This window comes from Primorskyibacter sedentarius (assembly GCF_004342065.1).
Classification (GTDB): Bacteria; Pseudomonadota; Alphaproteobacteria; order Rhodobacterales; family Rhodobacteraceae; genus Primorskyibacter; species Primorskyibacter sedentarius.
This window is the reverse complement of sequence record NZ_SLZU01000023.1, coordinates 13,676-38,108: the sequence shown is the minus strand read 5'-3', so window position 1 is coordinate 38,108 and position 24,433 is coordinate 13,676. Positions and strand designations below refer to the sequence as shown.

Genomic DNA, 24,433 nt, shown 5'->3' with positions numbered 1-24,433 from the left:
GCGCGGCGTCAGATCAGGCCAGCCAGAATAAGGGCGGATTTCATGCTGTTTTCGGAGCAGATTTCGCACCAGCCGCGATCTTGGTCAGGCTCAAGATTGCTCGTGTAGCCACAGCCTGGGTTGGTGCAGATGGCAGGGCACAGGCTGTCGAAAACGCTGTCTTCAAGCAGGGCGTCGGTGGTGGTGTAGCCTTCGGTCTCGGCCAGTGTTTCGAGCAAATGCGCGTCGCTCATACGGATCTCCTTCGTGGCGATGCCCGCGTTCGGTCTTTGCCGAAAATCGGGGCGGGGTTTCTGGCGAGGAAGTGCTGCGCACGCCCCTCTCCTGAAAGCCTGCCGCCCGGCGAGGGCAGGGGGGGAACCGCTGCAACGCTGAAATCAAAGCCAAAGGGGAGGGGGATCACCCGGCCTGCACGAAGCCGCAGGCGCAGGAAGGTCGGGGAAACCCCTTTGGATGCAGGTTTCAGGGTTGCGGTGGGGGACCGGCGGTCCCCAGACGCACGGGCTTTTGCCTGTGCCACAAAGGATCGGGGCGTTCGGAGTTTGCGACGAAACCCCCGCGCCCCATGCGACCGTCACCCGGATGGGGGCGAAGGGTGCTGGCCGCAGACCAGGGCGCGGTGACATGATCGAGGATCATGGCAGGCGCCCAAAGGCGGCACAGCGGGACGGACCTGCCGTTCGCTGCGACTGCGGCATCGCTGCCGCAATCGCAAAGGTACTGCAAGTTTCTTCAGGTCAGCCGACCTTCGCTGCGGTCGCGAACCGGTAGGACAGGTGCAGAGAAGCAGACATTCAGTCTCCGTCGAACACTCGCTACGTTTTGCACGGCCGCCAGCCGACGGAGAGCCATTTTTTCGATTTCTGCGGTTGGAGTGATCCGCATTGCGCATTCCGGGGTCATCCGCCCGGTGACTCCGTTTTGATTCGCCCACCCATTCCAATCTGATCCGCCCAGGGATTCCGGGCTATCCGCCCACCCCGCCTGTGCGCCGCTGCGAGGCGATCTGTAGCGCGCTACTCTGCCGGTCTTTTTGACCGGGAGAGAGCCAGTTGCCGCTTTCCGCCTGGCACGATGTCATCGGGGAACCAACCTTCGCCTACGCCATCCTCGACCGGATCGTCCACAACGCCTACCGGCTGGAGCTCAGCGGCCAATCGCTCCGAAAAACCAAGACCAACAACGGTGACGAATGCGGTCAGAACTGATACCAGAAAAACTACGCCTCAACGCGGCACACCACAGGTGGGCGGATGTCGTCGGAATAGGTGGGCGGATACGTCGGAATGCGCAATCCGCATCTCAATTCCTGGTCAGTAGGAGATTTACAGTGCACTTGTGAGGGTCTGGATCGCCAAAAACCAAGTAAGCGCACTTTGGCGGTAACCTACCCTCGATCCGCGGCACCGAATAAATTACCTCCAACTGGAATGACGGTAACAGTGTCATCCAGCCTTATGCAGCCTGGCTTCGGATGAAACATTGTTGTCTCGGCAGGAATCACCATTCCGCACTGCAGCTTTTCATCTGCGTCAGCAGTTTGCCAAAAAAACTTTGTAGCAGGTGACGCTCTGACGGGTGTGGAAGCAGTTTTCGAACCATATTCAGGTGGGTTTTGTCGCCGATCAGTAGTTCGATGAGCAGCTTTTGGTTCCGACGTTTAGCTATGTTTTTCAAACGATTGACCGTCAAATTTGGTTCGACCCAAACCCAACGCGAGACTTTGGAAACGAAGCCCCTAATATAACTGTTTTTCATATCCCCATGAAAATTTCGACCTTCTTAGAATAGCAAAGGCTGTAATATAGGTGTGATGTAATCGGCGATTCGCAGGTTGGGGAGCCCACCGCTGTAACCGGTCTGCTTGCCGACAGGGGTTAGACCGTTAAACTCGGAGGAGACACGCGAAAGGAACAAGACGCAACCTGTCTTAGGTCTCGGTGTAATTCAGCCAGCACCATCGTTGCGGGGTTGAATAACCCCGAGCGCGATTGTTGCCGTGATTTATTACCATCCGGCCACGCAACGATTTCACTCAGTGTCGAGCATTTCGGCCAAACCGGCTCCTTCGGCGATCATGCTTGTCGTTTTGGTTTGGACCGACATGCGTCACGGATTCGGCGAGCGGGTTAACAGTCGGTCGGGGGCCCCGCGGGATAGGCCAAAACGAATTGGTTGCTCCGAAAAATCGGTTGCCTCAACAAAACCGGTTCCTTTGGGAGCCCTGCGGATACATATCAAATTGAAGGACATTAAATGACATCTTTGGGAATCGACGTTGGCACATCCGGCTTGCGCGGCTTGCTCATTGGCGAAGATGGCGGGGTCGTAGGATCCGCCGAACGCAGCTACAGTGCAACCTCCAGGCAACCGGGTTGGTCTGAACAGGACCCCGCCGATTGGATCGCCGCACTGAACGAAACTGTCGATGAACTGCGTCAGAAATTTCCGAGTTTCAGCCAATTGCGCGGGATTGGTGTGGCGGGCCACATGCACGGAGCGACGCTGCTTGATGCAGCCGGGGAAGTCCTGCGGCCTTGTATTTTGTGGAACGACACGCGGTCACATGTCGAGGCCGCCAGATTGGATAGCACAGACGGTGTTCGCGCGACGTCGGGCAATATTGTCTTTCCCGGTTTTACCGCGCCAAAGCTCGAATGGGTGCGCAAACATGAACCGGAAACCTACGCCAAAGTGCACAAGGTCCTGCTGCCTGCGGCCTATCTGAACTATTATCTGACCGGTGATTTTGTGGCGGATATGTCTGACAGCGCCGGAACATCTTGGTTGGATGCCGGGGAACGGGCTTGGTCGGGTCACCTGCTCAATGCGAGCAACATGCGCCTTGATCAGATGCCAAGGCTTGTTGAAGGCAGCGAAGCCGCAGGCACACTGCGTGCAAAACTTCAAAGCGATTGGGGGCTGGACGGAGCTGTCACCGTCGCGGGTGGCGCGGGCGACAATGCCGCCTCTGCCTGTGGTATCGGCGCGCTCAACGCAGGACAGGGGTTTGTGTCGCTTGGCACCTCTGGCGTGTTGCTTGCGGCGCGCGATGGCTATCGGCCCGCACCGGAAACCGCCTTGCACACGTTTTGCCATGCTGTTCCGGATCGTTGGTACCAGATGGGGGTCATGCTTTCTGCAACCGATAGCCTGAACTGGCTGTCCCGCATGGTTGGCAAGAAGCCCTCGGAATTGACCGCAGCCTTGGGTGAGACCATTCAGCCGCCTCAGGACGTTCGGTTCCTGCCATATCTGTCGGGCGAACGAACACCGCACAACGACCCGGAGATCCGGGGAAGCTTTACAGGGTTGTCCATTGCAACGACGCAAGAAGACCTGACGCGCGCGGTTCTGGAAGGCGTGGCCTTTGGGTTAAGAGACAGCTTTGAGGCCCTGAAGGCGACAGATGCCAAGTTGACGGATGTGTTTGCAATCGGCGGCGGAAGCGCGTCACGCTATTGGCTGCAAGTGATCGCGACCTTGATGGATATGCCGTTGAAATTACCTGGGTCCAGCGAATTTGGCGGTGCCATGGGGGCCGCAAAGCTGGGCCAAATCGCGGCGACGGGCGCGCCGGTTGAAGGGGTAATTTCGGTCCCTGAGGTGCAGGCCGAGATCGAACCAGTGCGCGCATTGAGCGATGCTTTTGAGGAGAAATATCAGGCATATCGCCGGGCGTACGGGGGCATTAAAGCCATACAGTAAACACAGGGCAATCCAAGGGTTGCTAAAATTTGGAGACAGCGAATGAACTCTATTCCCAATCTGACGATGGCTGATGGGCATACGCTGCCGCAAATCGGTTTTGGCCTGTGGCAAGTCGAGTCAGGCGGTGCGGCTGATGTCGTTCGCGGGGCGCTGCAGGCTGGGTACCGCCTGTTGGATGGTGCCTATAAATACATGAACGAAGAAGCGATGGGCGAAGGGCTGCGCGCGTCCGGCATTCCGCGCGACGATGTATTTGTGACAACCAAGGTATGGAACAACGAGCACGGCAAAACCGCTGCCCGGGCGTCTGTTGAACGTAGCCTGCGCCAGATCGGGGTTGAGCAACTTAACTTGTGCCTCATTCACTGGCCTGTCCCGACACAGGACCTGTATGTCGAAACCTGGGAAGCTTTGGTTGCGATGCGCGACGAAGGGCTGATCGCATCCATTGGGGTTTCAAACTTCAATGAGGACCATCTGGACCGCTTGATCGCCGAGACCGGCGAAAATCCAGCCGTCAACCAGATCGAAGTGCATCCGCAGCTGCAACAACCTCAGATGCGGGCAGCAAATGCACAACGGGGGATTGTGACCCAAGCCTGGACGCCGCTTGGCAATGGGGCGTCCTTCGAGGCGCCACCGGTGGCGGATGTGGCCAATCGAACCGGCAAAAGCCCGGCGCAGGTGATCCTGCGCTGGCATTTCCAATTGGGCCACGCGTTTTTGCCACGGTCGTCAAACCCTGAACGGCAGATTCAAAATCTGGATATTTTCGACTTCGAACTGACAGACGCTGAAATGCAGAAAATGAAGACGCTCGATCTTGGGATGCGCACCGGGCCGGACCCCTCTGTGTTCAAGATGATGTAGCTTGGTAATCACGCGTTAGGGCTAAGGATTCGACATCAGATCAACAAGGTGACCAATGGGCCCGTTGTTGTATTCTTCCGGCTTATAGACGACGGCCGAGTCTAGGTCCCACATCTCCAACGAGTTTGACGGAATGCGGAACAAGCCGAACTTTTCGGCTGTCGGACCAAAGTCGTCTGGCAGCACGACAACATTGTCGCTCATGCTGGCGAGGCTGAGGATCGTCGCCATCGAGCCGCTTCTCATTGGGATTCTGGGAAGTGCAACGCCCTCTGCCGCACAGGCTTCCGCAACGCTGGCAGCAAACACTTTGTTGTTAAAGAATCCCATCCACGGAAAGTCAACGAGGTCGGCGAGCGAAACGCTTGGCTTTAGCGTCAAAGGGTGATCCGATCTGACATAGGGCCATTGCCGGACCGGGGCAAATCGGCGATCCTTGAACCCGTTCGGAAGCTGCGTATCCGCGATCTCACCTACCGCAAGGTCGATGCGCCCAGCATCCAGTTCGTCGAGAAGTAGTTTCATCGGCGCGGTCATCAAATCGACGGTGACATTCGGGAAATCGGCAAGCATTTGATGCAGCACGCGGGGCATGCGCAGCCAGCTCCACATGGGGCCGGCCCCTATCCGGATATTCCCGCTGAGACCTTGATCGAAACTGGACATGCGCAACAGGGATTGGCGGGTTTGCGCCTCTATCTTGATGGCACACTCATAGAGCTCGCGGGCCGCAAGAGTTGGCTCCAACCCGCGGTTCTTTCGCTCAAACAGGCGGATACCAATGTCGTCTTCGAGCCGCGACAGGCTTTTAGACATTGCGGGCTGCGTCATGCCCACGGCGTCCGCTGCGTGTTTCAGGTTCTTTGTCTCATAGGTCGCAACAAAATTGGAAAGGCATCGGTCGTCGAGATAGCGTATTGGCATTTCAGCACCTGAACTAAATTTCAGTTATTACTGTATGAAATTTTAGACGTTTTAGGAAGGCCTGAACGCATGTAGGTTTGGAGAAACCGCCTCGATCGCGGAAATTTTTTCAGGGGGAAAACATGACCAAAACCAGCCAACCCAATATTCTGCTCGTCATGGTTGATCAGATGTCGCATTTTGTGCTGCCGATCGCGCAGCCGGAATACAGAACGCCCCATCACCAAGCCATTGCACCCAATATTGCCGCATTGGCCAAAGGTGGCATGACGTTCACGGATTGCTACACCGACTCGCCGCTCTGCGCCCCTGCACGGGCGTCGATTGCCACCGGAATGCACGTTCGCGAACATGGCGTTTGCACCAACGGTGACGAATTTCATGCATCAACGCCCACCTTCATGCACAGCTTGCAGGAACTGGGATATCGCACGACGGTCTCGGGCAAAACACATTCCATCGGCCCCGACCAATTGCACGGTTTCGATGATCGCCAGACAACCGACATCTATCCGTCTGATTTCATCTGGCAGCGCGACTGGTCGCAACCGGTTCAGCATGACCCCGGCACATCGGTCAAAAAGCTCTCTCAATCCGGGATCATCCGCACATCCATGCAGATGAACTATGACACCGAAGCCAAGAACCGCGCGGTTGAATTCATGCAGGAGCACGTGCTGAACACCGACAATCAGCCGTTCATGATGATGGTGTCCTTTACCCAACCTCATGAGCCGTTTCAGGCGCTGAAAAAGCACTGGGATCTTTACGACGGTCAGGAGTTCGACGCACCAGGCCCCGAGTCGCGCGGCGAAGGCGCTGATCATCCCTACAACAAGGGGCTGGAGATCTATCACGGCATCAACCTTGATCCCCCAAGCGATGACCGCATCAAGACTTCGGTGCGGGCGCATCTGGCCATGATCAGCCAAATCGATGATTTCCTTGGCGAAATGATGGACGCATTGGATCGGTTGCAACTGACCGAAGACACGATTGTTGTGTTCACCAGCGACCACGGCGAGATGCTGGGCGCCCACCAGATGTGGTTCAAGCGTTCCTTCATGGAAGAAAGCGCACATGTGCCGCTTGTGATGTCATGGCCGGGCAAGATCAAACCGGGTGTGTGCTCAGAGCCTGTCAGCCACGTCGATATTGGCCCGACACTTGTAGATATGGCGGGTGGCACACCGGCGACCGTCAGCGTGAAATGGAGCGGTGACAGCCTGAAGACCATGTTGCTTGACGGTCAAGACCCCGACTGGCGTGGCACGGCCATGGTGGACTATTGGGGCGACGGGACGAACACGCCGATGATGGTTCTGCGCGAAGGCGATTTGAAACTCGCCTATTTCATCGATTATGAGCCGGTTTTGTTCAATCTGCGCGAAGACCCATACGAGATGACAAATGTCGCGTCGGACCCGAAATATGCGGATCAGATGGCATCAATGATCGCCAGGATGACGGACGGTTTCGATCCGGCTGCCTTCAAGGAAGAACAGATCAGATTGCAAAAGAACCGCATGATGATCCAGCGCGCACGCCTGAAATCTGACAGCGACAGGCTCGGCTGGGACTATCAGCCCAAGCGTGACCCAGGCAAGCAATACGTGCGTGCGGCTGTCAATGTCACTCCTGCTAAATGAGGCATCCGAAATGACTCTGACAGGTAAAATCGCGATCGTAACCGGTGCCGGAAAAGGCATCGGTCGGGCAACAGCAGTACTTCTGGCAGAACGCGGCGCCGAGGTTGTCGCGATCAGCCGAACCCAGGCTGATCTGGACGGGCTGAAGGCCGATATTGGCGGGCGCTCGATTGCCGCAGATCTGGGCAGTGCCAATGGTGCCCACGCAGCAATGATCGAGGCAGGACGCGCGGACTTTCTGGTCAATTGTGCCGGTTTGAATGTTCCGGAAAGGCTGCTGGACCTGACGGATGACGGCTATGATCGGGTGATGGATATCAACCTGCGGGCTGCACTTATCTGCATGCATCACTTTGCCAAACAGGCGGTTGCGGCGAAAACCGGTGGTGCGATAGTGAATGTCACCAGCATTTCTGGGCACCGCGGATATCCCAATCATTTGGCATATGCGGCATCCAAGGCCGGGCTTGAGGGCGCAACACGGGTGGCTGCAAGTGAGCTTGGCGAGCATGGGATTCGCGTGAATGCGGTCGCGCCCACGGTGACAACTACCCGCCTGGCCAAGGCATGGCTGATCCCCGAAAACCGTGATCGGATGATGGAGCGCCATGCAAGCGGGCGCTATGCCGAACCAGAAGAAGTCGCCAGCGTGGTGGCCATGCTACTGACCCCGGATACAGCGATGATCACCGGGGCTGTAGTGCCGGTTGATGGCGGGTTCCTGGCGCTTTGACACTCTCAAATTAAAAGGCAGTACGACGAAATGAAATCTCTGGTCCTTGAAAAAGTAAACGAATTGTCTCTGCGTGATTTCCCGATCGAGAAATCCGAAGAGGCGCTTGGCGCGCATGATGTGCGGATCAAGATGCATACGGTCGGAATTTGCGGCTCGGACGTGCATTATTATACCCACGGCAGCATCGGCCCCTTTGTCGTCAAAGACCCGATGATCCTTGGGCATGAGGCATCCGGTACGGTGATTGAAACCGGTTCGGCTGTTTCGACCCTGTCCGTTGGCGACCGCGTATGCATGGAGCCGGGTATTCCGGACCCAAATTCAAAGGCCACGCGCCTTGGCATGTACAATATTGACCCGGCCGTCAGATTCTGGGCGACACCGCCGGTTCATGGCATCCTGCGTCCGACCTGTGTTCACCCCGAGGCGTTCACATTCAAGTTGCCCGATGCTGTCAGTTATGGCGAAGCAGCGATGGTCGAACCTTTGGCTGTCGGTGTGCATGCCGCCACAAAAGCGCAAGTGAAACCCGGCGATATTGCTGTGGTTTTGGGAGCGGGGCCGATTGGCCTTGTAACTGCTCTCGCCGCAATCGCGGCAGGCTGTGCGCGGGTCTATGTGACGGATATCGTTGATCGCAAACTTGAAATCGCCGCCAGCTTGCATCCGGCCATCACCAGCGTGAACGTGGCGTCGGAAAGCATCGCAGATCGGGTGTCTAGGGATACCGGCGGCTGGGGTGCCAACGTCGTGTTCGAGGCCACGGGTTCGCCCCGCGCGGCCCAGGGCATTTTTGAACCGCTCTGCCCCGGTGGGTGTGTGGTTTTGATCGGCGGACAATCCGAGCCCATCGCATATGACGCCGGCGCCGCCATGGTGCGCGAAGCGCGGGTCGAGAACATTTTTCGCTATGCGCATGTGTTCCCGCGCTGCGTTGACATGCTGGCATCCGGCACCATCGACGTGAAGCCACTGATCACTCGGACGTTTGAATTCGATCAATCGGTTGAAGCGTTCGAAATTGCGGCATCCGCTCCGCCATCTGATGTGAAAATGCAAATCCTGTTGCCGCAATAGGGTTTGGGTCAACCGACTCGAGCCAAAGACGATAGCCGGCCCGTTACAAGAGCGGGTTGGTTGAAACTGGAATAGAAAGTCAGGGAGGAAACCAATGACGTTTTTCAAAACACTTATGGCGGCCGCAGTCGGTTCGCTTGTCACTTTTACCACCGCAGCGGTGGCGCAGGATGACTATCCGAACAAACCGATCACACTTGTGGTCTCGTTCCCGGCTGGCGGCAATGCCGACATCATCGCGCGGCTGAATGCCGAAGGTCTGAGCCGGGAACTCGGTGTGCCGGTCAATGTGATCAACGTGCCCGGGGGCGGCATGATCCCGGCTGTGATGAACGTCCTCGAAAAACCGGCAGATGGCTACACGCTCTTTCGCTGGACCACGCCGTCGGTTGTAATCGGTCCGCTTGTCCGCAAAGCGCCCTATGATCCGATGGCCGACATGACCCCGCTTTTTGCGGATGAAACGGTCGCAAACGCGCTTTATGTCAGCGCCGATTCTGAGATCGAAACGTTTGAACAATTCTTCGAGGTTGCCAAAACCAAAAAGATGAAGATGGGCGTCAACAACATCGGTGCGCCGCCCCATTTGTCGGCAGTGCAATTGGGCCAGGAATTCGATCTGGAATTCAACAATCTGGTCATGAAAACTGTACCGGCAAGCCTTCTGGGTCTGGTCGGTGGTCAGGTTGAGGTGGCCGTAGGACAGGTCGGCTCTTTCAAGACAATGGGCGATGAAATCCGTCCGTTGGTGATCCTTGATAACGACCGCAAGGATTTCTACGAACGCGATCTGCCGGGTGTCCCGACAGTGGGCGAAGTGTTTCCGGGCAAGAACGCAGCGACATGGATCAAGGGCGGAATTGCGGTCAAGGCAGGCACCCCACAAGCCGTCATCGACAAGCTGGTTGCAGCCAGTGAAGCGGCCTTTACCACCGATGAATTCATTGCGCAGGTCAACAACCTGACAGCTTACAGCTGGGTTATCGGTGTCGAGGACACGACCGCGACAATTCAGGAAGGCATCGATCTGTACAAGCCGTTTCTGGACCAGCTTGGTCTTCTTGCCAAATGATCGGCAAGCCGGTCTGACACAGCCGCGGGCAGCGATCTGCCTGCGGTTCTCAAAAAATCGGGAGGGGTTATCATGCTATCGCAACGGGTTGCAAATATTGTATTTTCTGTTCTTTTGTTGGCGGCTTGCGGCTACTTTATCGACGCCGCGATTGGGTTTGATGACCTTAGTCTTCCGGGGTCGACCCAGCTTTCATCCAAGTTCTTCCCGATCACCATTCTGCTGTTCATCGCGGGCTGCTCGGGGATCGTTCTGGTGCAGTACATCCTCGACAAGGGCGATGGTTTGCGGTCCGACGAAACAGTTTTCCTAAGCAAGATGAGCGCTTTGCATGGTTTGTTGACCTTCGCCGTGATCGTTGGCTGCTACCTGATCTGGCGCAATTACGGCTTTGTTCCTGCGGCACTGGTCCTTGGACCGGCGGCGGCGCTGGCCATGGGCGTGCGCAAGCCCGCCATTTACGTCGCCTTGGTGGTGATCAGCATGATCTTCTATTTCGCATTCACCCGGCTCCTGGCCGTTCAACTGTAGGAGACAGTCATGTTTGGTGGTTCTGAAGCAATCCTTGCAGCCCTCGCATCGCTAGGCGATCCTACCACGATCATGTTGATGGTCGGCGGCATCACGCTGGGTATCATCATCGGCATCCTGCCCGGACTGGGCCCGCCCATCGCCATCACCATCGCCCTGCCATTTACGTTCTACATGGACGCGGTGCCGTCGATCATTCTGCTGCTTTCGATCTATTCCGCGGCTGTCTACGGCGGCTCGATTTCGGCCATCGCCGTGGGGATACCCGGCACCGGGGCGGCGATCGCAACCGTAATCGACGGTCACGCGATGTTCAAAAAGGGCCGCGGCGGCGAGGCGTTGGGCCTGTCCCTGACGGGGTCGATCATCGGCGGCATCTTCAGCGTCATATGCCTTGCCTTCATCGCTCCGCTTCTCGCACAGATCGCGATCAAGTTCGGGCCGCGCGAGTTTCTGGCGATCAGCATCTTCGGGCTTGTCGTAGTTGTGCGGGTCGCTGGCGAGAACCTTTGGAAGGGGCTGGCAATCGGGGGTGCGGGCATTTTCCTGACGACATGGGGGTTGGACGAGGTCAACGGGACCGAGCGCTATACCTTCGGCTCCTACCACCTTTACGAAGGCATTCCCTTTGTCGCCTTCCTGGTTGGTGTGTTCGCCCTGTCCGAAGTCATGATGAACGCTGAAACCGCGCTCAGGAAAGTTGATTTCGACAAGTCGAGCCTGTCGGTCAAGCTGCCCGGGCTGAAGACGCTGGCAAAGCTCAAGGGCACGATCATGCGGTCTTCTCTTCTTGGCACGGTCATCGGCATCATTCCGGGAGAAGGGGCCGCTGTCGGCGCGTTCTTTGCCTATTCCGAAGCCAAGCGCAGGTCCAAGAACCCGGAGGCATTTGGTACGGGTGAGCCCGAAGGCGTGATCGCACCGGAAACCGCGAACAATGCCACCGTCGGCGGCGCCCTGGTGCCGACACTGACGCTTGGCGTGCCCGGCAGCCCCGCTGCAGCGGTTCTGCTTGGGGCATTCCTGATCCAGGGCCTTGCGCCCGGACCGCGGCTTTTTGCCGAACGCCCGGATCTGATGTACTCGATCTTCATTGGCTTGCTGATCATCAACGTTCTGATGATTTTCATTGGCCTGATTGCCATTCGATTTGCCGCGCAGCTGATCAAGGTGCCCACGTCGGTGATCGTGCCGAGCGTCGTGCTCCTGTGCTTTGTCGGGGTCTTCAGCGTCAGCAACAGCCTGTTCAGCGTCGGCGTCATGATCGCATCGGGCTTTCTTGGCTACACGATTCGAAAGCTGGGGTATTCCATCGCGCCGCTCAGTATCGGCTTTGTCCTTGGCCCCATTCTGGAGCTGTCGTTGCGCCAGTCGGTGCAGATCAGCGATGGCAGTCTGCTCGAGTTCTTCGCAAGCCCGATAGCGCTTGGCATCTACGGTGTCCTTGCCTTGACGATCCTTTGGGGACCGATCCGCGCCCGGGTGAAAAAGCCGATGGAGGGTGTCGACGACGCCTGAGGCGTCCCGAAAACCACCCGTATGCCTTGGATAAATTCAGGAATGCACAATGACCGATACCGCTAAGAAACACCCCAATATTCTGATCATTTACCCGGATCAGATGCGTTATGACACCATGGCCTGCAGTGGGAATCCGGTGATCAAAACGCCAAACATCGACCGTCTGTCGATGGAAGGCGTGCACTTTTCCGAGGCGTACACCTCTTATCCAATCTGTTGCCCGTTCCGTGCATCTATGCAGACAGGCAAATATGCCCAAGGCCATGGCATGGTTCAAAACCATTTCCCGTTGCGCGGTGATCAGACGTTCTTGGCGGATTGCCTGAAAGGTGCAGGCTACCGCACAGGCTACATCGGGAAATGGCATCTGGAAGGCGGACCAAAGCCGGGTTTTGTGCCGCCCGAACGCCGGTTCGGCTTTGAGCACTTTGTCGGCTTTAACCGTGGCCATGATTATCAGGGCTCGATCTATTTTGACGATGCCGGGCAGGCCTATCATTCAAAGCGTTACGAGCCAGACTACCAGACCGATCAGTTGATGGAATTCATCGACACCGCCACCAAAGCGGATGATGGCAAACCTTGGTTTGGCTATGTCAGCTATGGCCCGCCGCATTTTCCGATGCAGATGCCCGACCACCTGCGCAAGATTTACAGCGCTGACGAGGTGCCCCTGCCGCCCGGTGTTCCCAACGCCGCATTGCAAGAAGAGTTCCAACGCATCCGTAGCGAGCAATATTGCAAAGGTGACCCGCGCAGCCCGCATAAAAGCCACGCCGCATATGATAAAAAACCAAAAGGCGAGCCCGAGACAGAGGCCGAAATTCGTCAGTTTATAGCCGAATATTACGGGATGATCCACAATGTGGACTGGAATGTGGGGCGCGTTCTGAACCAGTTGGATGCGCTTGGAATTGCCGATGATACGATGGTCATCTTCCTCAGCGATCATGGCGATATGTTGGGCCAGCACGGGTCATTCTGCGGGATAAAATGCGAAGGCTACAGGGCGGCGATGCATGTGCCGCTGATCATTCGCTATCCTGCGCGATTCAAACCGCACCGGTCCGAGGCAATGATCGATGTTGGCGTCGATATGATGCCAACCCTATTGGATCTTTGCGGGATTCCAGGGCCGGATGACATGCACGGGATCAGCTATCTGCCGGTTCTGGATGGCACGTCGGATCAGCATCGCGACACGATCTGGTTTCAGGTCTTTACCCAGGACGACGGACAGATGGGGGAATTCACGCCCTATGCGCAACGTGGCGTGCGCACCCGCGACTGGCTTTACGTCCGTCACAAGGACCGTCGCGTGATGCTCTACGATCAACGCAATGACTATGACGAGCAGAACAATCTTGTCGACCGTCCCGAGCATAGCGCTTTGATGGATGATTTCGACGCTCGGATCGCTGCACATATGGCGGCGACCGGCGACGATTGGGACATGGCCGCAAATTTTCCGCCACCGAACTTTCTGAGCCACGCAGAGGCGAAGGACTATCTTGAGAACGTCCTGCTTCCAACTGCAATTGAAGTTCCCTGAAATCCAATCCCTGGAAGGGTTGATGTCTGATGACCGAGAGCGAGAAAAATGGTTCAAGTGCGTGCTGCGGTCCCGCTCGGGTACGCGACGACCACGCGCTTGGGCATCAGACCTTTCCCACCAGCGATGACTCCGCCGAACACGATATCGTCGACATTCCGGGCGGGACCGGGTTTCTTGGCACAGACAGGCCGGAACTTGCGATTGATGGCGAGGCCCCTTTCCGCCAAAGCAAGGTCAAGCCGTTTCGGATCGACGCGACGACGGTTACGGTTGCTCGCTTTGCCGCATTTGTTGCCGCGACAGGCTATGAAACCGAGGCTGAACGGCTGGGAGATTCATTTGTTTTCCGGGGGTTCCTTTCCGGCAACGCATTGAATGCGCCATCCGTTCCAGGTGCGCCTTGGTGGCTGATGATTAAAGGAGCCACTTGGCGCGCCATTTATGGCCCCGGTTCCGAAGCGGATACCAAGCCTGACCATCCCGTCGTTCATGTGAGCTGGAATGACGCAAATGCCTTTGCGTCCTGGGCTGGTGGCAGACTGCCGACAGAGGCCGAGTGGGAACATGCTGCACGCGGCGGACTTGGCGATATTCGTTACCCTTGGGGTAACAAAGAGCCCGACGATACCAACTACTTTCCGTGCAACATCTGGCAAGGGCGCTTTCCGGACAAAGACTTGGGCCGCGATGGATATATCGGCACTGCACCCGCGCAGTCATTCGGGCCGAACCCTTATGGTCTTTTCAACATGGTGGGCAACGTCTGGGAGTGGACATCCCAGCCTTTCACCGTTCGGTCGCTCAAGAAGTCAGTGAAACGCGCCCATAGCGGTAAAGCCGGGTTCAAGATCACCAAAGGCGGATCGTTTCTATGCCACCCAAGTTATTGCTATCGCTATAGAATAGCCGCGCGCAGCGGGACTTCTCCTGACAGCGCTATGTCACATCAAGGGTTCAGGTTGGTCTATGATGTCAACGCTTAACACCCAGCGAAGTGCATAAGATGGATACCCGTCAACTCACCGCCAATCTCAGCCTGAGACGCCCTTGGTATGGGGCAGTAAATCGCGTCACGTTGAAAGACGATGCGGTTGCAGGGCTGACCAATGCCGCAATCGTTTTGCCACAAGGCGTGGCCTTTGCCGTTATTGCCGGTCTGCCGCCGGAATACGGTTTGTTCACGGCGATGATCACGCCGGTTATCGCGGCCATTTGGGGCACCTCAATGATCATGGTGTCGGGGCCGACGACGGCGATTTCCGCGGTCATGTTTGCGACCCTGTCTCAGATGGCCCCTGCCGGAACACCGATCTACATTCACATGGCATTGACCCTTACCATCATGGTCGGGCTGTTTCAGTTGCTCGCGGGTGTCTTTCGGCTTGGCGGTCTGATTTCTTTCATTTCCCATTCCGTCATGGTCGGGTTTACTACGGCCGCAGCACTTTTGATCGGTGCCTCACAGATCGGTGGCGCGCTTGGTATCCAAACCGAAGGGGGCGGTGGTGTCGTCGAGCGCATATGGCAAGTGGCCGAGCACTTGGAGGGCTTCAATCCTGTCGCCTTGCTGATCGCGGGGGGGACGCTTGCGACGATTGTCATAGTCCAGAAAATCAACCGCAAACTCCCGGCCTACCTTTTTGCGCTGGCTGTCGGGGCGGGCTTGGGTGAAATCCTGGGCGCGCGCACCTTGGGCATTGCGATGTTTGAGAGCCTGCCTTCGGTGATCCCAAGCCTGAGCATACCCGAAACGTCTGTTTCTCAGGTTGTTTCGCTGCTTCCGAGTGCGGTTTCCATTGCGTTCATCGGTCTTCTGGAAGCCATCAGCATCGGACGTGCATTCGCAATGCGGCGACACGAGCGATATGATTCAAACCAGGAGATTATCGGCCAGGGGCTGTCCAATGCCGTGGCCGGCTTTTTTCAGGCCTATGCCGGGTCCGGATCGTTCACACGGTCTGCCTTGAACGCGGAAAGTGGCGCAAAAACTCCGATGTCTGCCATCTTTGCAGCGGGCTTTTTGTTGATCATGTTGCTAGTGTTGGCGCCTTTTGTGGACCGGATTCCCAAGCCTGCGATGGCCGGGATCATCATCTTTGTCGCGTGGCGTTTGATCAATTTCGCGGAAATCCGGCACCTGATCGCGAACAGTCGAAGCGAAACGCTAATCCTGCTGCTGACCTTTGTAACCGGCGTCGCTACCGAACTTGAAAATGCGATTTTTGTCGGCGTGGTTGCTTCGCTTGCTGTCTTCTTGCACCGCAGCGCCCGCCCGCATGTCGCGGTGCTTGCGCCGGTCATGTACCATGGTCGCCGTTTGATGCGCGGCGTGCCATTTCATAATCTCGAGCAGTGTCCGCAAGTCCTTGTGCAGCGGCTGGAAGGACCTTTGTTCTTTGGCTCGGTCGAGCATATTGAACGTGAATTTCGCAGATATGAAACGGCCTATCCGGGGCGAGATTACAAGGTCCTCGCTTTGAAAGGGCTGGGCAAGATTGACTTGTCGGGTGTGGATTTGCTGATGGCAGAGGCTCTGCGCGCACGCAAGAACGGCGGGGATTTCCACCTTGTCGTCGCGTACATGGAGACAGTGCGCGCTTTGGACGAGATGGGTCTTTTTGACGTGTTGGGCCGTGACCATGTCCACCCAACCAAGGCCGAAGCCGTCGCCGCAGTCGTCGCACAAGTGCGCGACAGTATTTGCCGGGACTGTACAATCCGGGCCTTTTCCGAATGCGGTGACAAGCCAGCACCAGAGGGGGCCGACAAACAGAAACCGCCCCCCGAAATTGAACAGATTTATCGGTTTTAGCGATCGCAAAAGTCGCGTCAGCATTCTGCAATATCACAAGTCCAATGATCACCCCAATCAGGGAAGACCTAATATGAGCGAACCAGAAAAAGCCCAGTTGAGTTCCAGTCAGCTGAGAGTACAAGCAAATGTCATTCGTGGGTTGGCGATTGATGCCGTGGAAGAGGCCGGGCACGGCCATCCCGGTGCTGCCATGGGAATGGCCGACATCGCGGCCGTTCTTTATGCGAAACATCTGCGGTTTGACGGGGCCAACCCGGATTGGCACGATCGCGACCGGGTCATTCTGTCAAACGGACATGCTTCTATTTTTCTCTACTCACTGCTCTACCTGACAGGGGTGCCGGGAGTCGAACTGGATGATATCAAAGCCTTTCGCAAAGCCGGATCCAAGACGCCGGGGCACCCGGAAGTAGGACATACGCCCGGTGTGGAAGTCACAACCGGTCCGTTAGGACAGGGGCTTGGGATGTCGGTCGGAATGGCGCTGGCTGAACGTCGTTTGCGCGACGAGTTTGGCGCCGACGTCTGTTCGCACCGAACCTGGGTTTTTGCCGGGGATGGTTGCCTTATGGAAGGCGTAGGCCAGGAAGCGGCATCTCTGGCCGGGCATCTAAGGCTGGGGCATTTGAACTTGCTCTATGACATGAACAGCATCACCATCGACGGCAGTACTGATTTGTCCTTTTCCGAGGATACAGCGGCAAAATTCAAAGCACTTGGATGGCATGTTGTGACGGCCTGTGGTCACACACATGATGAAATTGATGATGCTCTGGCTGCCGCTATCGCGGAAACGACGCGCCCCTCAATCATCTTGTTTCGGACAACCATTGGCTTTGGCGCGCCGACAAAATCCGGCACATCGGGCGTGCATGGATCAAAGCTTGGGTCAGATGAGGCGGCTGCCGCAAAAGCGGCTTTGAATCTTCCTGCTGCGAAATTTGAAATACCGGATGATCATTTGGCGACGTGGCGCGCCTTTGGCGCCAGAAATGATGCCGAACACAATGCGTGGCGCAACAGGTTGGCGCAATTGCCAAAGGATACAGCGGCGTCTTATGACCGACGGATGTCGGGGCAGTTGCCGGACGATCTGGGTCAGCTGGCCCAAGCCACAAAGGCAGATTGGGCGCAATCAAAACCCAAAGTCGCCACGCGAAAAGCGAGCCAAATGGCGCTGCAAGTCCTGACCACACATTTGCCCGAGATGATTGGCGGGTCAGCCGACCTTTCCGGATCGAACCTGACAAAAACGACCGCGATGTCGACCGTGTTCAGCGCAGAGGGATCAGGGCGTTACGTCAACTATGGCGTCAGAGAGTTTGCCATGGCCGCAGCAATGAATGGCATCGCCATGCACGGCGGATTTGTGCCCTATGGCGGCACGTTTCTGGTCTTTTCCGACTACATGCGCAACGCGATCCGTCTCTCTGCCTTGATGCAGGCGCGGGTCATTTACATCATGACGCATGACTCGATTGGATTGGGTGAAGATGGTCCAACGCACCAACCCGTTGAGCACCTTGCCAGTCTGCGTGCCATCCCCGGACTTCACGTGTTTCGCCCGGCAGACGCCATCGAAACGCTGGAGGCATATGAGACGGCGTTGACGCTGAATGCACCGTCGCTTTTTGCGTTGTCGCGTCAGGGCACGCCAGCATTGCGCACCGAAGCTACCGCAGAAAACATGGTTTCCAGGGGCGGTTATCTCATTCGCAAACCGAGCGGAAAACGCGACCTTACAATTCTGGCGACCGGCACAGAAGTCGCCATCGCGCTGGATGCGGCAGAACAACTCGCCAGGGAATCCTTCGAGGTTGCGGTCGTATCGCTCGCCTGTTGGTCCCTGTTTGATGCGCAACCCAAAGCCTATCGCGATGAAATCCTGGGCGACGCGCCAAGGATGGCTGTCGAGGCCGCGAGTTCATTCGGTTGGACACGTTATGTGGAAAGCGACGATCACGTCATCAGCGTTGATCGCTTCGGTGCCTCGGCAAGCGCAGAAACCCTTTACGAAGAATTTGGCATCACGGCGCAGGCCATTTCGGATAAATGCCTGCGCCTTCTGAACAATCATCGCGCACAGAAATCTGTGCAGTGTCAAACGGGAGAGCTCGCATGAAAAGCGCATTGGAACAACTGCAAGAAATGACGGTCATCGTGGCGGATACGGGTGACGCTTCGCTCGTGAAACATCACAAGCCACAAGATTGTACGACAAACCCGTCATTGGTGCTGGCGGCGTTGAGCGCAGATGACGCACAGGACCTCATTGCATCCGAAGTCGCGACGGCCAGGAGCCGGCGAATGGATGTCGCGACCCTGTGCAGGACGTTGACCGTTGCCATTGGTGCAAAACTCACAACATTGGTTCCGGGCAGGGTTTCAACCGAGGTGGATGCACGGCTATCGTTTGATGTCGAAGGCTCTATTCGTCAAGCAAATGAGATTGTTGAAGACTATGCAAACCGCGGCGTCGGCAGCGACCGCATCCTTATAAAGCTGGCGTCGACGTGGGAAGGCATTCGCGCCGCAGAGCAGTTGCAGAAAGCCGGAATTGACTGCAATCTCACGCTTCTTTTTGCCTTGGAGCAGGCCAAGGCTTGCGCTGATGCTGGTGTTTTCCTGATCTCGCCCTTTGTCGGTCGGATCACCGATTGGTACAAAAAGGCAACCGGGATTGAAGACTATCTGCCTGAGGAAGACCCGGGTGTTAAGTCTGTTCGGGGGATCCATGAGTATTACAAATCACACGGAATCAACACGATTGTCATGGGGGCATCTTTTCGCAACACTGATCAGATCAAGTCCCTAGCAGGCTGTGATCGTCTGACCATTGCACCCAAATTGCTTGCGGAGCTTGGAAAAGACACGAACCCGGTCCCGAGGATGTTGAACGAGCTGTCAGCTTCGACAGAAGAAAACAAGACGGTTTTGCGCGAATCTGACTTCCGCTGGGGCATGAACCAAAGCGCGATGGCGACCGAGAAACTGTCCGAGGGCATTCGCAATTTCAATGCTGATCATCAAAAGCTTCTTGGGTTGCTCGCACAGAAAATATAGGCGACCAAGCGGTTTTCTAACCCAAGCAACCGGCCTGATGGCCGGCAACAAGGCTCACCGTAGTGATCAGATGTGCTGTCGGCAGGGGTTCCCGCCGACACGGGAAAATCCCCTGGCTGACAGCGCGCCAAAACTCCGATGTCGATGTTCTGCGAGACAGCTCTGGCACCGCATGTCCGGTGCCAGAGGCAAACGCCCGGTCCGAAAATGATTGATCAGATGTCAAAATTCGAGGGCAAAACCACGATGTCGCGAATGGTGATGTTGCGTGGCCTCGACAGCATGAAGACTATTGCCTCCGCCACATCGGACGGTTCGATAAGACTACCGTTTTCGCGTGCCTTTTTCAGGTTTTCTTCAGGCCAGTCGGCCAGCAACGCCGACACCACCGGACCGGGGGAAACCTGACCGACCCTGATCCCCTTTTGGGACAATTGACGTCGCATGATCTGTACAAAACTGGTCATCGACCATTTGGACGCCGAATAGACTGGCTCCCACCCGATGGCAGCGTGCCCGGCGATAGAGCAAGTGACAATGATATCGCCCGCACCACGTTCCGTCATATGCGGGATCACGTCATGCACATTCTTGATCACAGCATTGATATTGAGGTTCAACATCCGGTCGATCGCGGCTGATGTTGTTTCAATCAAATCCCCGCCGATATAGCTTCCTGCGTTGCAGTGAAGGATGTCAATCTGGCCGGTCTTTCCCAGAATTTCAGGCACCATGGCAGCGCAGCTGTCGGGATCAAGCAGATCCGTCACTTGCGCCAACGCCCGTCCGCCCAGTCGGTCGGTTTCCTTTTTCAATGCGGCCTGATCACGATCTACCAGCACAACCATCGCGCCTTCCGCAATCAGCGCCTCGGCGGTTGCCAGGCCGATTCCCGAAGCCCCACCAGTGATTACTGCGATCTTTTTAGAAAAATGCCCTGCCATCCGTTTCTCCATAAAATGGTCTCCGCGTCTTACCATTTCGCCAGGCATTCCATGAACTTCGTAATAATCATGAAGGAATGAATCATTTTCATCCCAAGAAATTCTACACGCGGTCGCATGGGGGACGGGAAACAGGAGACAGTGTGACGTGCCAAACGGCAGAAAGGTCGGCGGCTACGATTCCCGTGCAATCATCGCGTTGCCAATTGCGGTTGCCAACGCCCGGACACGCCGCGGCTGGGCACGACCGGGCGGGAACATCATCTGGAGCGGATTGGCCGGCGGTGCATAGCCTTCCAGGAGGGCGACAAGTCTTCCGGCCTCCATATCGGGTGCCACATCGAGTTCCGATTTCAGAATGATGCCACACCCTTCCAAGGCCCATTGCCGTACCAAAGAGCCGTCGTTGACAGTCTTGTTGCCGCGCACGGTCACGGTTTGTGGCTTCTTGTCGGTTCCAAAGCGCCAGACATTGTCCAGGGTCGTCCCGAACCGCATGATCAGGCAGTTGTGCTGGGCCAGATCGGCCGGCTTTTGCGGCGCGCCATGCGCATCGATGTAGCTAGGTGACGCGCAGACAATCCGTCGGAAATGGCCCAGATTTCGCAATCGCAACGTGCTGTCGGTGATCGTGCCAAACCGCAACGCCAGATCAAACCCTTGCCCGACGATATCCACATAGCCGTCCGACAAAAGCAACTCGATTGAAATCGCGGGGTTTTCGGTCGTAAAGCGTGAGATGACCTTCGACACGATACTGCGGCCAATGTCGATAGGTGCACTGACCTTGATTGGCCCCGAAAGGGTATCGGCCCCGTGGCGGATACGCGTTTCGAGATCTTCGATTTCTCCCAGCACCAGCTTCGCCCCGCTCAACAGTGTGCGCCCCTCATCGGTCAGGCTGAGTTTGCGCGTCGTTCGGTTGAACAGCACAACGCCGTAATGCGCCTCGAGGGCGGCCAGTCGCTCCGAGACCGTGGTGGCGGACAGCCCGGCCTCGCGCCCGGCGGCGACAAGGCTGCCTTTCTCGGTGATGGTCAGGAACAGGCGGATGTTGTCGATCAACATTGAACGGAATTTCCGGATTAACATTTCGAGTGATGTCTGTTTATCCGCAAATACCCGCGTTGTATATCTCCCTCATCAGAACAGACATTCAAAGGAACAACCCAATGTCCAAGCTTACAATCGTCGCCAACATTCACGCCAACGCCGACAAGATCGACCTGGTCAAAGCCGAGCTGCTGAAGCTGGTCCCGATCACCGGCGCCGAAGAGGGCTGCATCAACTACGATCTGCATCAGGATAACGAAAACCCTGCGCATTTCATGTTCTACGAAAACTGGGAAAGCCGTGATCTCTGGCAGACGCATATGAACGCGCCGCATCTGGCCGCTTACATGGCCGCCACCGATGGGGCTGTTGCGGAATTCATTCTCAACGAGATGTCCCACATCGACTGAGCGACCCCACGACAACCGGAGACCGCATCATGAAAACGACCCACGCCACCACAGCAGAAATCCAACCAAAGGACGTAAAACGCCCGGACGCGCGGCTGTCGCCACATGACATAGCGGGTATCCGGAACCGTGGGTCGGCGGCATCCGCCGTCGATCTGGCGGGGTGGTTACGACGCGTCTTTCGCAAGTAACCATTTCACCGACTAACACAAAACCCTTTCCCGTGATTACCAAAAATCTGGCACCTGTGTGCCGGATCACGGGGAGGTGTGCCTCACATATCCCCACTCCGAAGTCCCAATCGCTCCTCTGAAAGGCGCCTCCCATGACACCGACAAAACTGCTCACATCCGCAATTGCTTTGTCCTTTGCATTCGCCGCGCAAACATCTGCCGATACCACCGCTGACCTGATAACCTTTGCGGAAATCAGCGACACGCGCCCCGGCAACATCACCGTGACACCGGACAACCGCGTGATCATCACACAGCAGCCGCTGGATGGCCCCACTTTGCGCGTTGTCGAAGTTCTTGAAGACGGCACCAAGGTTCCGTTCCCGACGCAGGACTGGGCAGATGGCCCCGAAGCGGGCGACGTCGGTATTGCTGGCACCATCGGGATCAAATCGGATGCAAACGGCATCGTGTGGATCCTCGACATGGGTAGCGCGGACAGCGCACCGAAACTGGTTGGTTGGGATACACAGGCCGACGCGCTCCATAAGATCATTGAAATCCCGTCCGACGTCGTCACACCGATCTCTTTCCTTCAGGATTTCGCCCTCGATGAAGAGCGCGGCAAAATTTACATCGCCGACATGACTTTCACGGCACCAGCGGCCGACCTGAAGCCTGCGTTTATTGTGATCGACCTTGAAACCGGCACTGCACGCCGCGTTCTAGAAGCATCCGGGACACTGATGCCATCTGACGAGGATGTTGTCATCGACGGCAATCTGGTTGGCTTTAAAGACGCCGACGGCAACGCGACCCCCTGGCACCTGTCGATGAACGCGATCACAATCGACCCGACGTTCGATAACGTTTACTTCGGTACGATGAATGGCCGCGACATCTGGCGCATCCCCGCCGCCGCTTTGGCAGATGCGGCGCTGGACGATGCCGCGCTGGCGGGCCAGATAACCCGCTACGCCGAAAAAGGCCCGAACGACGGCTTTATCATCGACGGACAGGGCCGAGTGTTCTCCGGCGACGTCACCCGCAATGCCGTGACGGTGTCTACACCGGACAGCTTCGAAATCTTTGCGCAGGACGACAAGCTGCTGCGGTGGGCCGATGGCTTTGCTTTTGCAACGGATGGCACGATGTACATCGTCGCCAACCAGCTGCACACGCACCCCGCGTTGAACATGGGCGACGATGGCAGCGACCACAGCTATGTCATCCTGACCGCGAAACCCTGATCCAACACCTTGCGGCACCGGACAAACGTTGCCGCTCCGATTATTCCAGTCTCGGAGAATGAAGATGAAAGCCATCGGCTATACCACCAACGGCGCCATTGATCGCGCCGACGCCCTGATCGACCTTGAGATCGAACAACCGACCGCAAAAGGCCACGACATCCTGGTCAAGGTTGCGGCGGTGTCGGTCAACCCCGTCGACACGAAGGTTCGCCAGAACCGCCGTGCAGAAGACGATACGCCTGTGATCCTCGGCTGGGATGCCGTGGGTGAGGTTGTTGAAATTGGCGACAAGGTCAGCCAGTTCAAAACCGGCGACCAGGTCTGGTACGCGGGCGCGATCAACCGCCCCGGCACCAATGCCGAATATCACCTCGTCGATGCCCGTATCGTCGGGCACGCGCCTAAGACAATCGAAACCTCTGCCGCCGCCGCGCTGCCGCTGACCACGCTCACCGCGCAGGAGATGATTTTTGACCGCCTGAAGGTTACCGATCCGGTGCCGGGTGCTGCGAATGCCATTGTGATCATTGGCGGCGCGGGAGGCGTTGGATCCATCGCTATCCAGCTTTTGCGCCAGCAGACGGACCTGACGATCATCGCGACAGCCTCGCGTGCCGAAACCCAAGAGTGGGTCAAGGAACTGGGTGCGCACCACGTAGTAGACCATTCCAAACCGCTGCCCGAACAGATTGCTGCGCTGAACATAGGCGCACCTGCCTTCGTGTTCTCGACCAACTATTCTGAAACCTACGTACCGCAGATCGCCGAATTCATCGCGCCGCAGGGCCGCTTTGGCCTGATTGACGACCCCAAGGGCTTTGACATCATGCCGTTCAAGGGCAAAGCCGTGTCGATCCACTGGGAGTTGATGTTTACCCGCTCGCTGTTCACTACCGACGACATCGCGCGTCAGGGTGAAATCCTCGATACCGTGGCTGGCCTGATCGACGCAGGCAAAGTGCGCTCTACCGCGACCGAGAGCTTCAGCACAATCAATGCCGAAAACCTGAAGCGCGCCCATGCCCTGATCGAAAGTGGCAAGGCAAAGGGCAAGATCGTACTGGAAGGCTTCTGAG

At 56.9% G+C, this 24,433-nt stretch carries 21 protein-coding genes and 1 pseudogene; 18 read left to right on the top strand and 4 right to left on the bottom strand.

Features of this window, described 5'->3' with window-relative positions:
• Positions 1 to 8: 8 nt before the first annotated feature.
• Positions 9 to 233, bottom strand: a complete 225-nt coding sequence (locus EDD52_RS20050) for a hypothetical protein (protein ID WP_084354114.1) — start codon at positions 231 to 233, stop codon at positions 9 to 11.
• 813 nt (positions 234 to 1,046) lie between these two features.
• Between EDD52_RS20050 and EDD52_RS20045 the strand changes: the two are divergent.
• From EDD52_RS20045 to EDD52_RS20035, 3 genes and pseudogenes are all read left to right on the top strand, one after another.
• Positions 1,047 to 1,208, top strand: a pseudogene (locus tag EDD52_RS20045) (ATP-binding protein); the annotation flags it as partial.
• A 1,048-nt stretch (positions 1,209 to 2,256) separates the two neighbouring features.
• Positions 2,257 to 3,708, top strand: coding sequence for a xylulokinase (xylB, locus tag EDD52_RS20040; protein ID WP_132248325.1), 1,452 nt, complete (start codon positions 2,257 to 2,259; stop codon positions 3,706 to 3,708).
• 42 nt (positions 3,709 to 3,750) lie between these two features.
• Complete coding sequence (locus EDD52_RS20035; protein WP_132248323.1) at positions 3,751 to 4,581, top strand: aldo/keto reductase; 831 nt, start codon at positions 3,751 to 3,753, stop codon at positions 4,579 to 4,581.
• A 21-nt stretch (positions 4,582 to 4,602) separates the two neighbouring features.
• Here the strand turns inward: EDD52_RS20035 and EDD52_RS20030 are convergent, their stop codons facing one another.
• Complete coding sequence (locus tag EDD52_RS20030; protein ID WP_132248321.1) at positions 4,603 to 5,505, bottom strand: LysR family transcriptional regulator; 903 nt, start codon at positions 5,503 to 5,505, stop codon at positions 4,603 to 4,605.
• A gap of 122 nt (positions 5,506 to 5,627) precedes the next feature.
• Here EDD52_RS20030 and betC point away from each other — a divergent pair, with 122 nt between their 5' ends.
• The 11 genes from betC to tal all read left to right on the top strand — a co-directional run bounded on the left by betC (position 5,628) and on the right by tal (position 19,524).
• Positions 5,628 to 7,154 carry a choline-sulfatase gene (gene betC / locus EDD52_RS20025; RefSeq protein WP_132248319.1) on the top strand — a complete coding sequence of 509 codons (1,527 nt, stop codon included), beginning with the start codon at positions 5,628 to 5,630 and terminating at the stop codon, positions 7,152 to 7,154.
• A gap of 10 nt (positions 7,155 to 7,164) precedes the next feature.
• Complete coding sequence (locus EDD52_RS20020) at positions 7,165 to 7,887, top strand: SDR family oxidoreductase (RefSeq protein ID WP_132248317.1); 723 nt, start codon at positions 7,165 to 7,167, stop codon at positions 7,885 to 7,887.
• Between the two features lie 30 nt (positions 7,888 to 7,917).
• On the top strand, positions 7,918 to 8,967 hold the full coding sequence (locus EDD52_RS20015; protein ID WP_132248315.1) for an NAD(P)-dependent alcohol dehydrogenase: 1,050 nt from the start codon (positions 7,918 to 7,920) through the stop codon (positions 8,965 to 8,967).
• 94 nt (positions 8,968 to 9,061) lie between these two features.
• Positions 9,062 to 10,039, top strand: coding sequence for a Bug family tripartite tricarboxylate transporter substrate binding protein (locus EDD52_RS20010; protein WP_132248313.1), 978 nt, complete (start codon positions 9,062 to 9,064; stop codon positions 10,037 to 10,039).
• Positions 10,040 to 10,111: 72 nt separating this feature from the next.
• Positions 10,112 to 10,570 carry a tripartite tricarboxylate transporter TctB family protein gene (locus EDD52_RS20005; protein ID WP_132248311.1) on the top strand — a complete coding sequence of 153 codons (459 nt, stop codon included), beginning with the start codon at positions 10,112 to 10,114 and terminating at the stop codon, positions 10,568 to 10,570.
• Between the two features lie 9 nt (positions 10,571 to 10,579).
• Complete coding sequence (locus tag EDD52_RS20000) at positions 10,580 to 12,088, top strand: tripartite tricarboxylate transporter permease (RefSeq protein ID WP_132248309.1); 1,509 nt, start codon at positions 10,580 to 10,582, stop codon at positions 12,086 to 12,088.
• 49 nt (positions 12,089 to 12,137) lie between these two features.
• Positions 12,138 to 13,643 (top strand): sulfatase family protein, encoded by a 1,506-nt coding sequence (locus EDD52_RS19995; protein ID WP_132248307.1) that lies wholly within the window; start codon positions 12,138 to 12,140, stop codon positions 13,641 to 13,643.
• Between the two features lie 29 nt (positions 13,644 to 13,672).
• Entirely contained in the window at positions 13,673 to 14,629 is a 957-nt protein-coding gene (locus EDD52_RS19990; RefSeq protein WP_132248305.1) for a formylglycine-generating enzyme family protein, read from the top strand.
• 20 nt (positions 14,630 to 14,649) lie between these two features.
• Positions 14,650 to 16,458 carry a SulP family inorganic anion transporter gene (locus EDD52_RS19985; RefSeq protein WP_132248303.1) on the top strand — a complete coding sequence of 603 codons (1,809 nt, stop codon included), beginning with the start codon at positions 14,650 to 14,652 and terminating at the stop codon, positions 16,456 to 16,458.
• Between the two features lie 73 nt (positions 16,459 to 16,531).
• The gene (gene tkt / locus EDD52_RS19980; RefSeq protein ID WP_132248365.1) at positions 16,532 to 18,583 is read left to right on the top strand and encodes a transketolase; all 2,052 of its coding nucleotides are present in this window, start codon (positions 16,532 to 16,534) and stop codon (positions 18,581 to 18,583) included.
• On the top strand, positions 18,580 to 19,524 hold the full coding sequence (tal, locus tag EDD52_RS19975; RefSeq protein ID WP_132248301.1) for a transaldolase: 945 nt from the start codon (positions 18,580 to 18,582) through the stop codon (positions 19,522 to 19,524). The genes tkt and tal overlap by 4 nt, the downstream gene beginning before the upstream one ends.
• Before the next feature lie 215 nt (positions 19,525 to 19,739).
• Here the strand turns inward: tal and EDD52_RS19970 are convergent, their stop codons facing one another.
• The gene (locus tag EDD52_RS19970; RefSeq protein ID WP_132248363.1) at positions 19,740 to 20,468 is read right to left on the bottom strand and encodes an SDR family oxidoreductase; all 729 of its coding nucleotides are present in this window, start codon (positions 20,466 to 20,468) and stop codon (positions 19,740 to 19,742) included.
• Positions 20,469 to 20,642: 174 nt separating this feature from the next.
• Positions 20,643 to 21,536: a LysR family transcriptional regulator gene (locus EDD52_RS19965; protein ID WP_132248299.1), complete on the bottom strand. Its 894-nt coding sequence runs from the start codon at positions 21,534 to 21,536 to the stop codon at positions 20,643 to 20,645.
• A gap of 104 nt (positions 21,537 to 21,640) precedes the next feature.
• On the opposite strand from EDD52_RS19965, the gene EDD52_RS19960 reads away from it, so the two are divergent.
• The 4 genes from EDD52_RS19960 (at position 21,641) to EDD52_RS19950 (ending at position 24,432) form a co-directional block, all read left to right on the top strand.
• Positions 21,641 to 21,931: a putative quinol monooxygenase gene (locus tag EDD52_RS19960; protein WP_132248297.1), complete on the top strand. Its 291-nt coding sequence runs from the start codon at positions 21,641 to 21,643 to the stop codon at positions 21,929 to 21,931.
• 29 nt (positions 21,932 to 21,960) lie between these two features.
• Positions 21,961 to 22,122, top strand: a complete 162-nt coding sequence (locus EDD52_RS23745) for a hypothetical protein (protein WP_165907599.1) — start codon at positions 21,961 to 21,963, stop codon at positions 22,120 to 22,122.
• Positions 22,123 to 22,406: 284 nt separating this feature from the next.
• On the top strand, positions 22,407 to 23,354 hold the full coding sequence (locus EDD52_RS19955) for an L-dopachrome tautomerase-related protein (RefSeq protein WP_165907598.1): 948 nt from the start codon (positions 22,407 to 22,409) through the stop codon (positions 23,352 to 23,354).
• 64 nt (positions 23,355 to 23,418) lie between these two features.
• Positions 23,419 to 24,432, top strand: a complete 1,014-nt coding sequence (locus EDD52_RS19950) for a zinc-binding alcohol dehydrogenase family protein (RefSeq protein ID WP_132248293.1) — start codon at positions 23,419 to 23,421, stop codon at positions 24,430 to 24,432.
• Position 24,433: the final 1 nt, after the last annotated feature.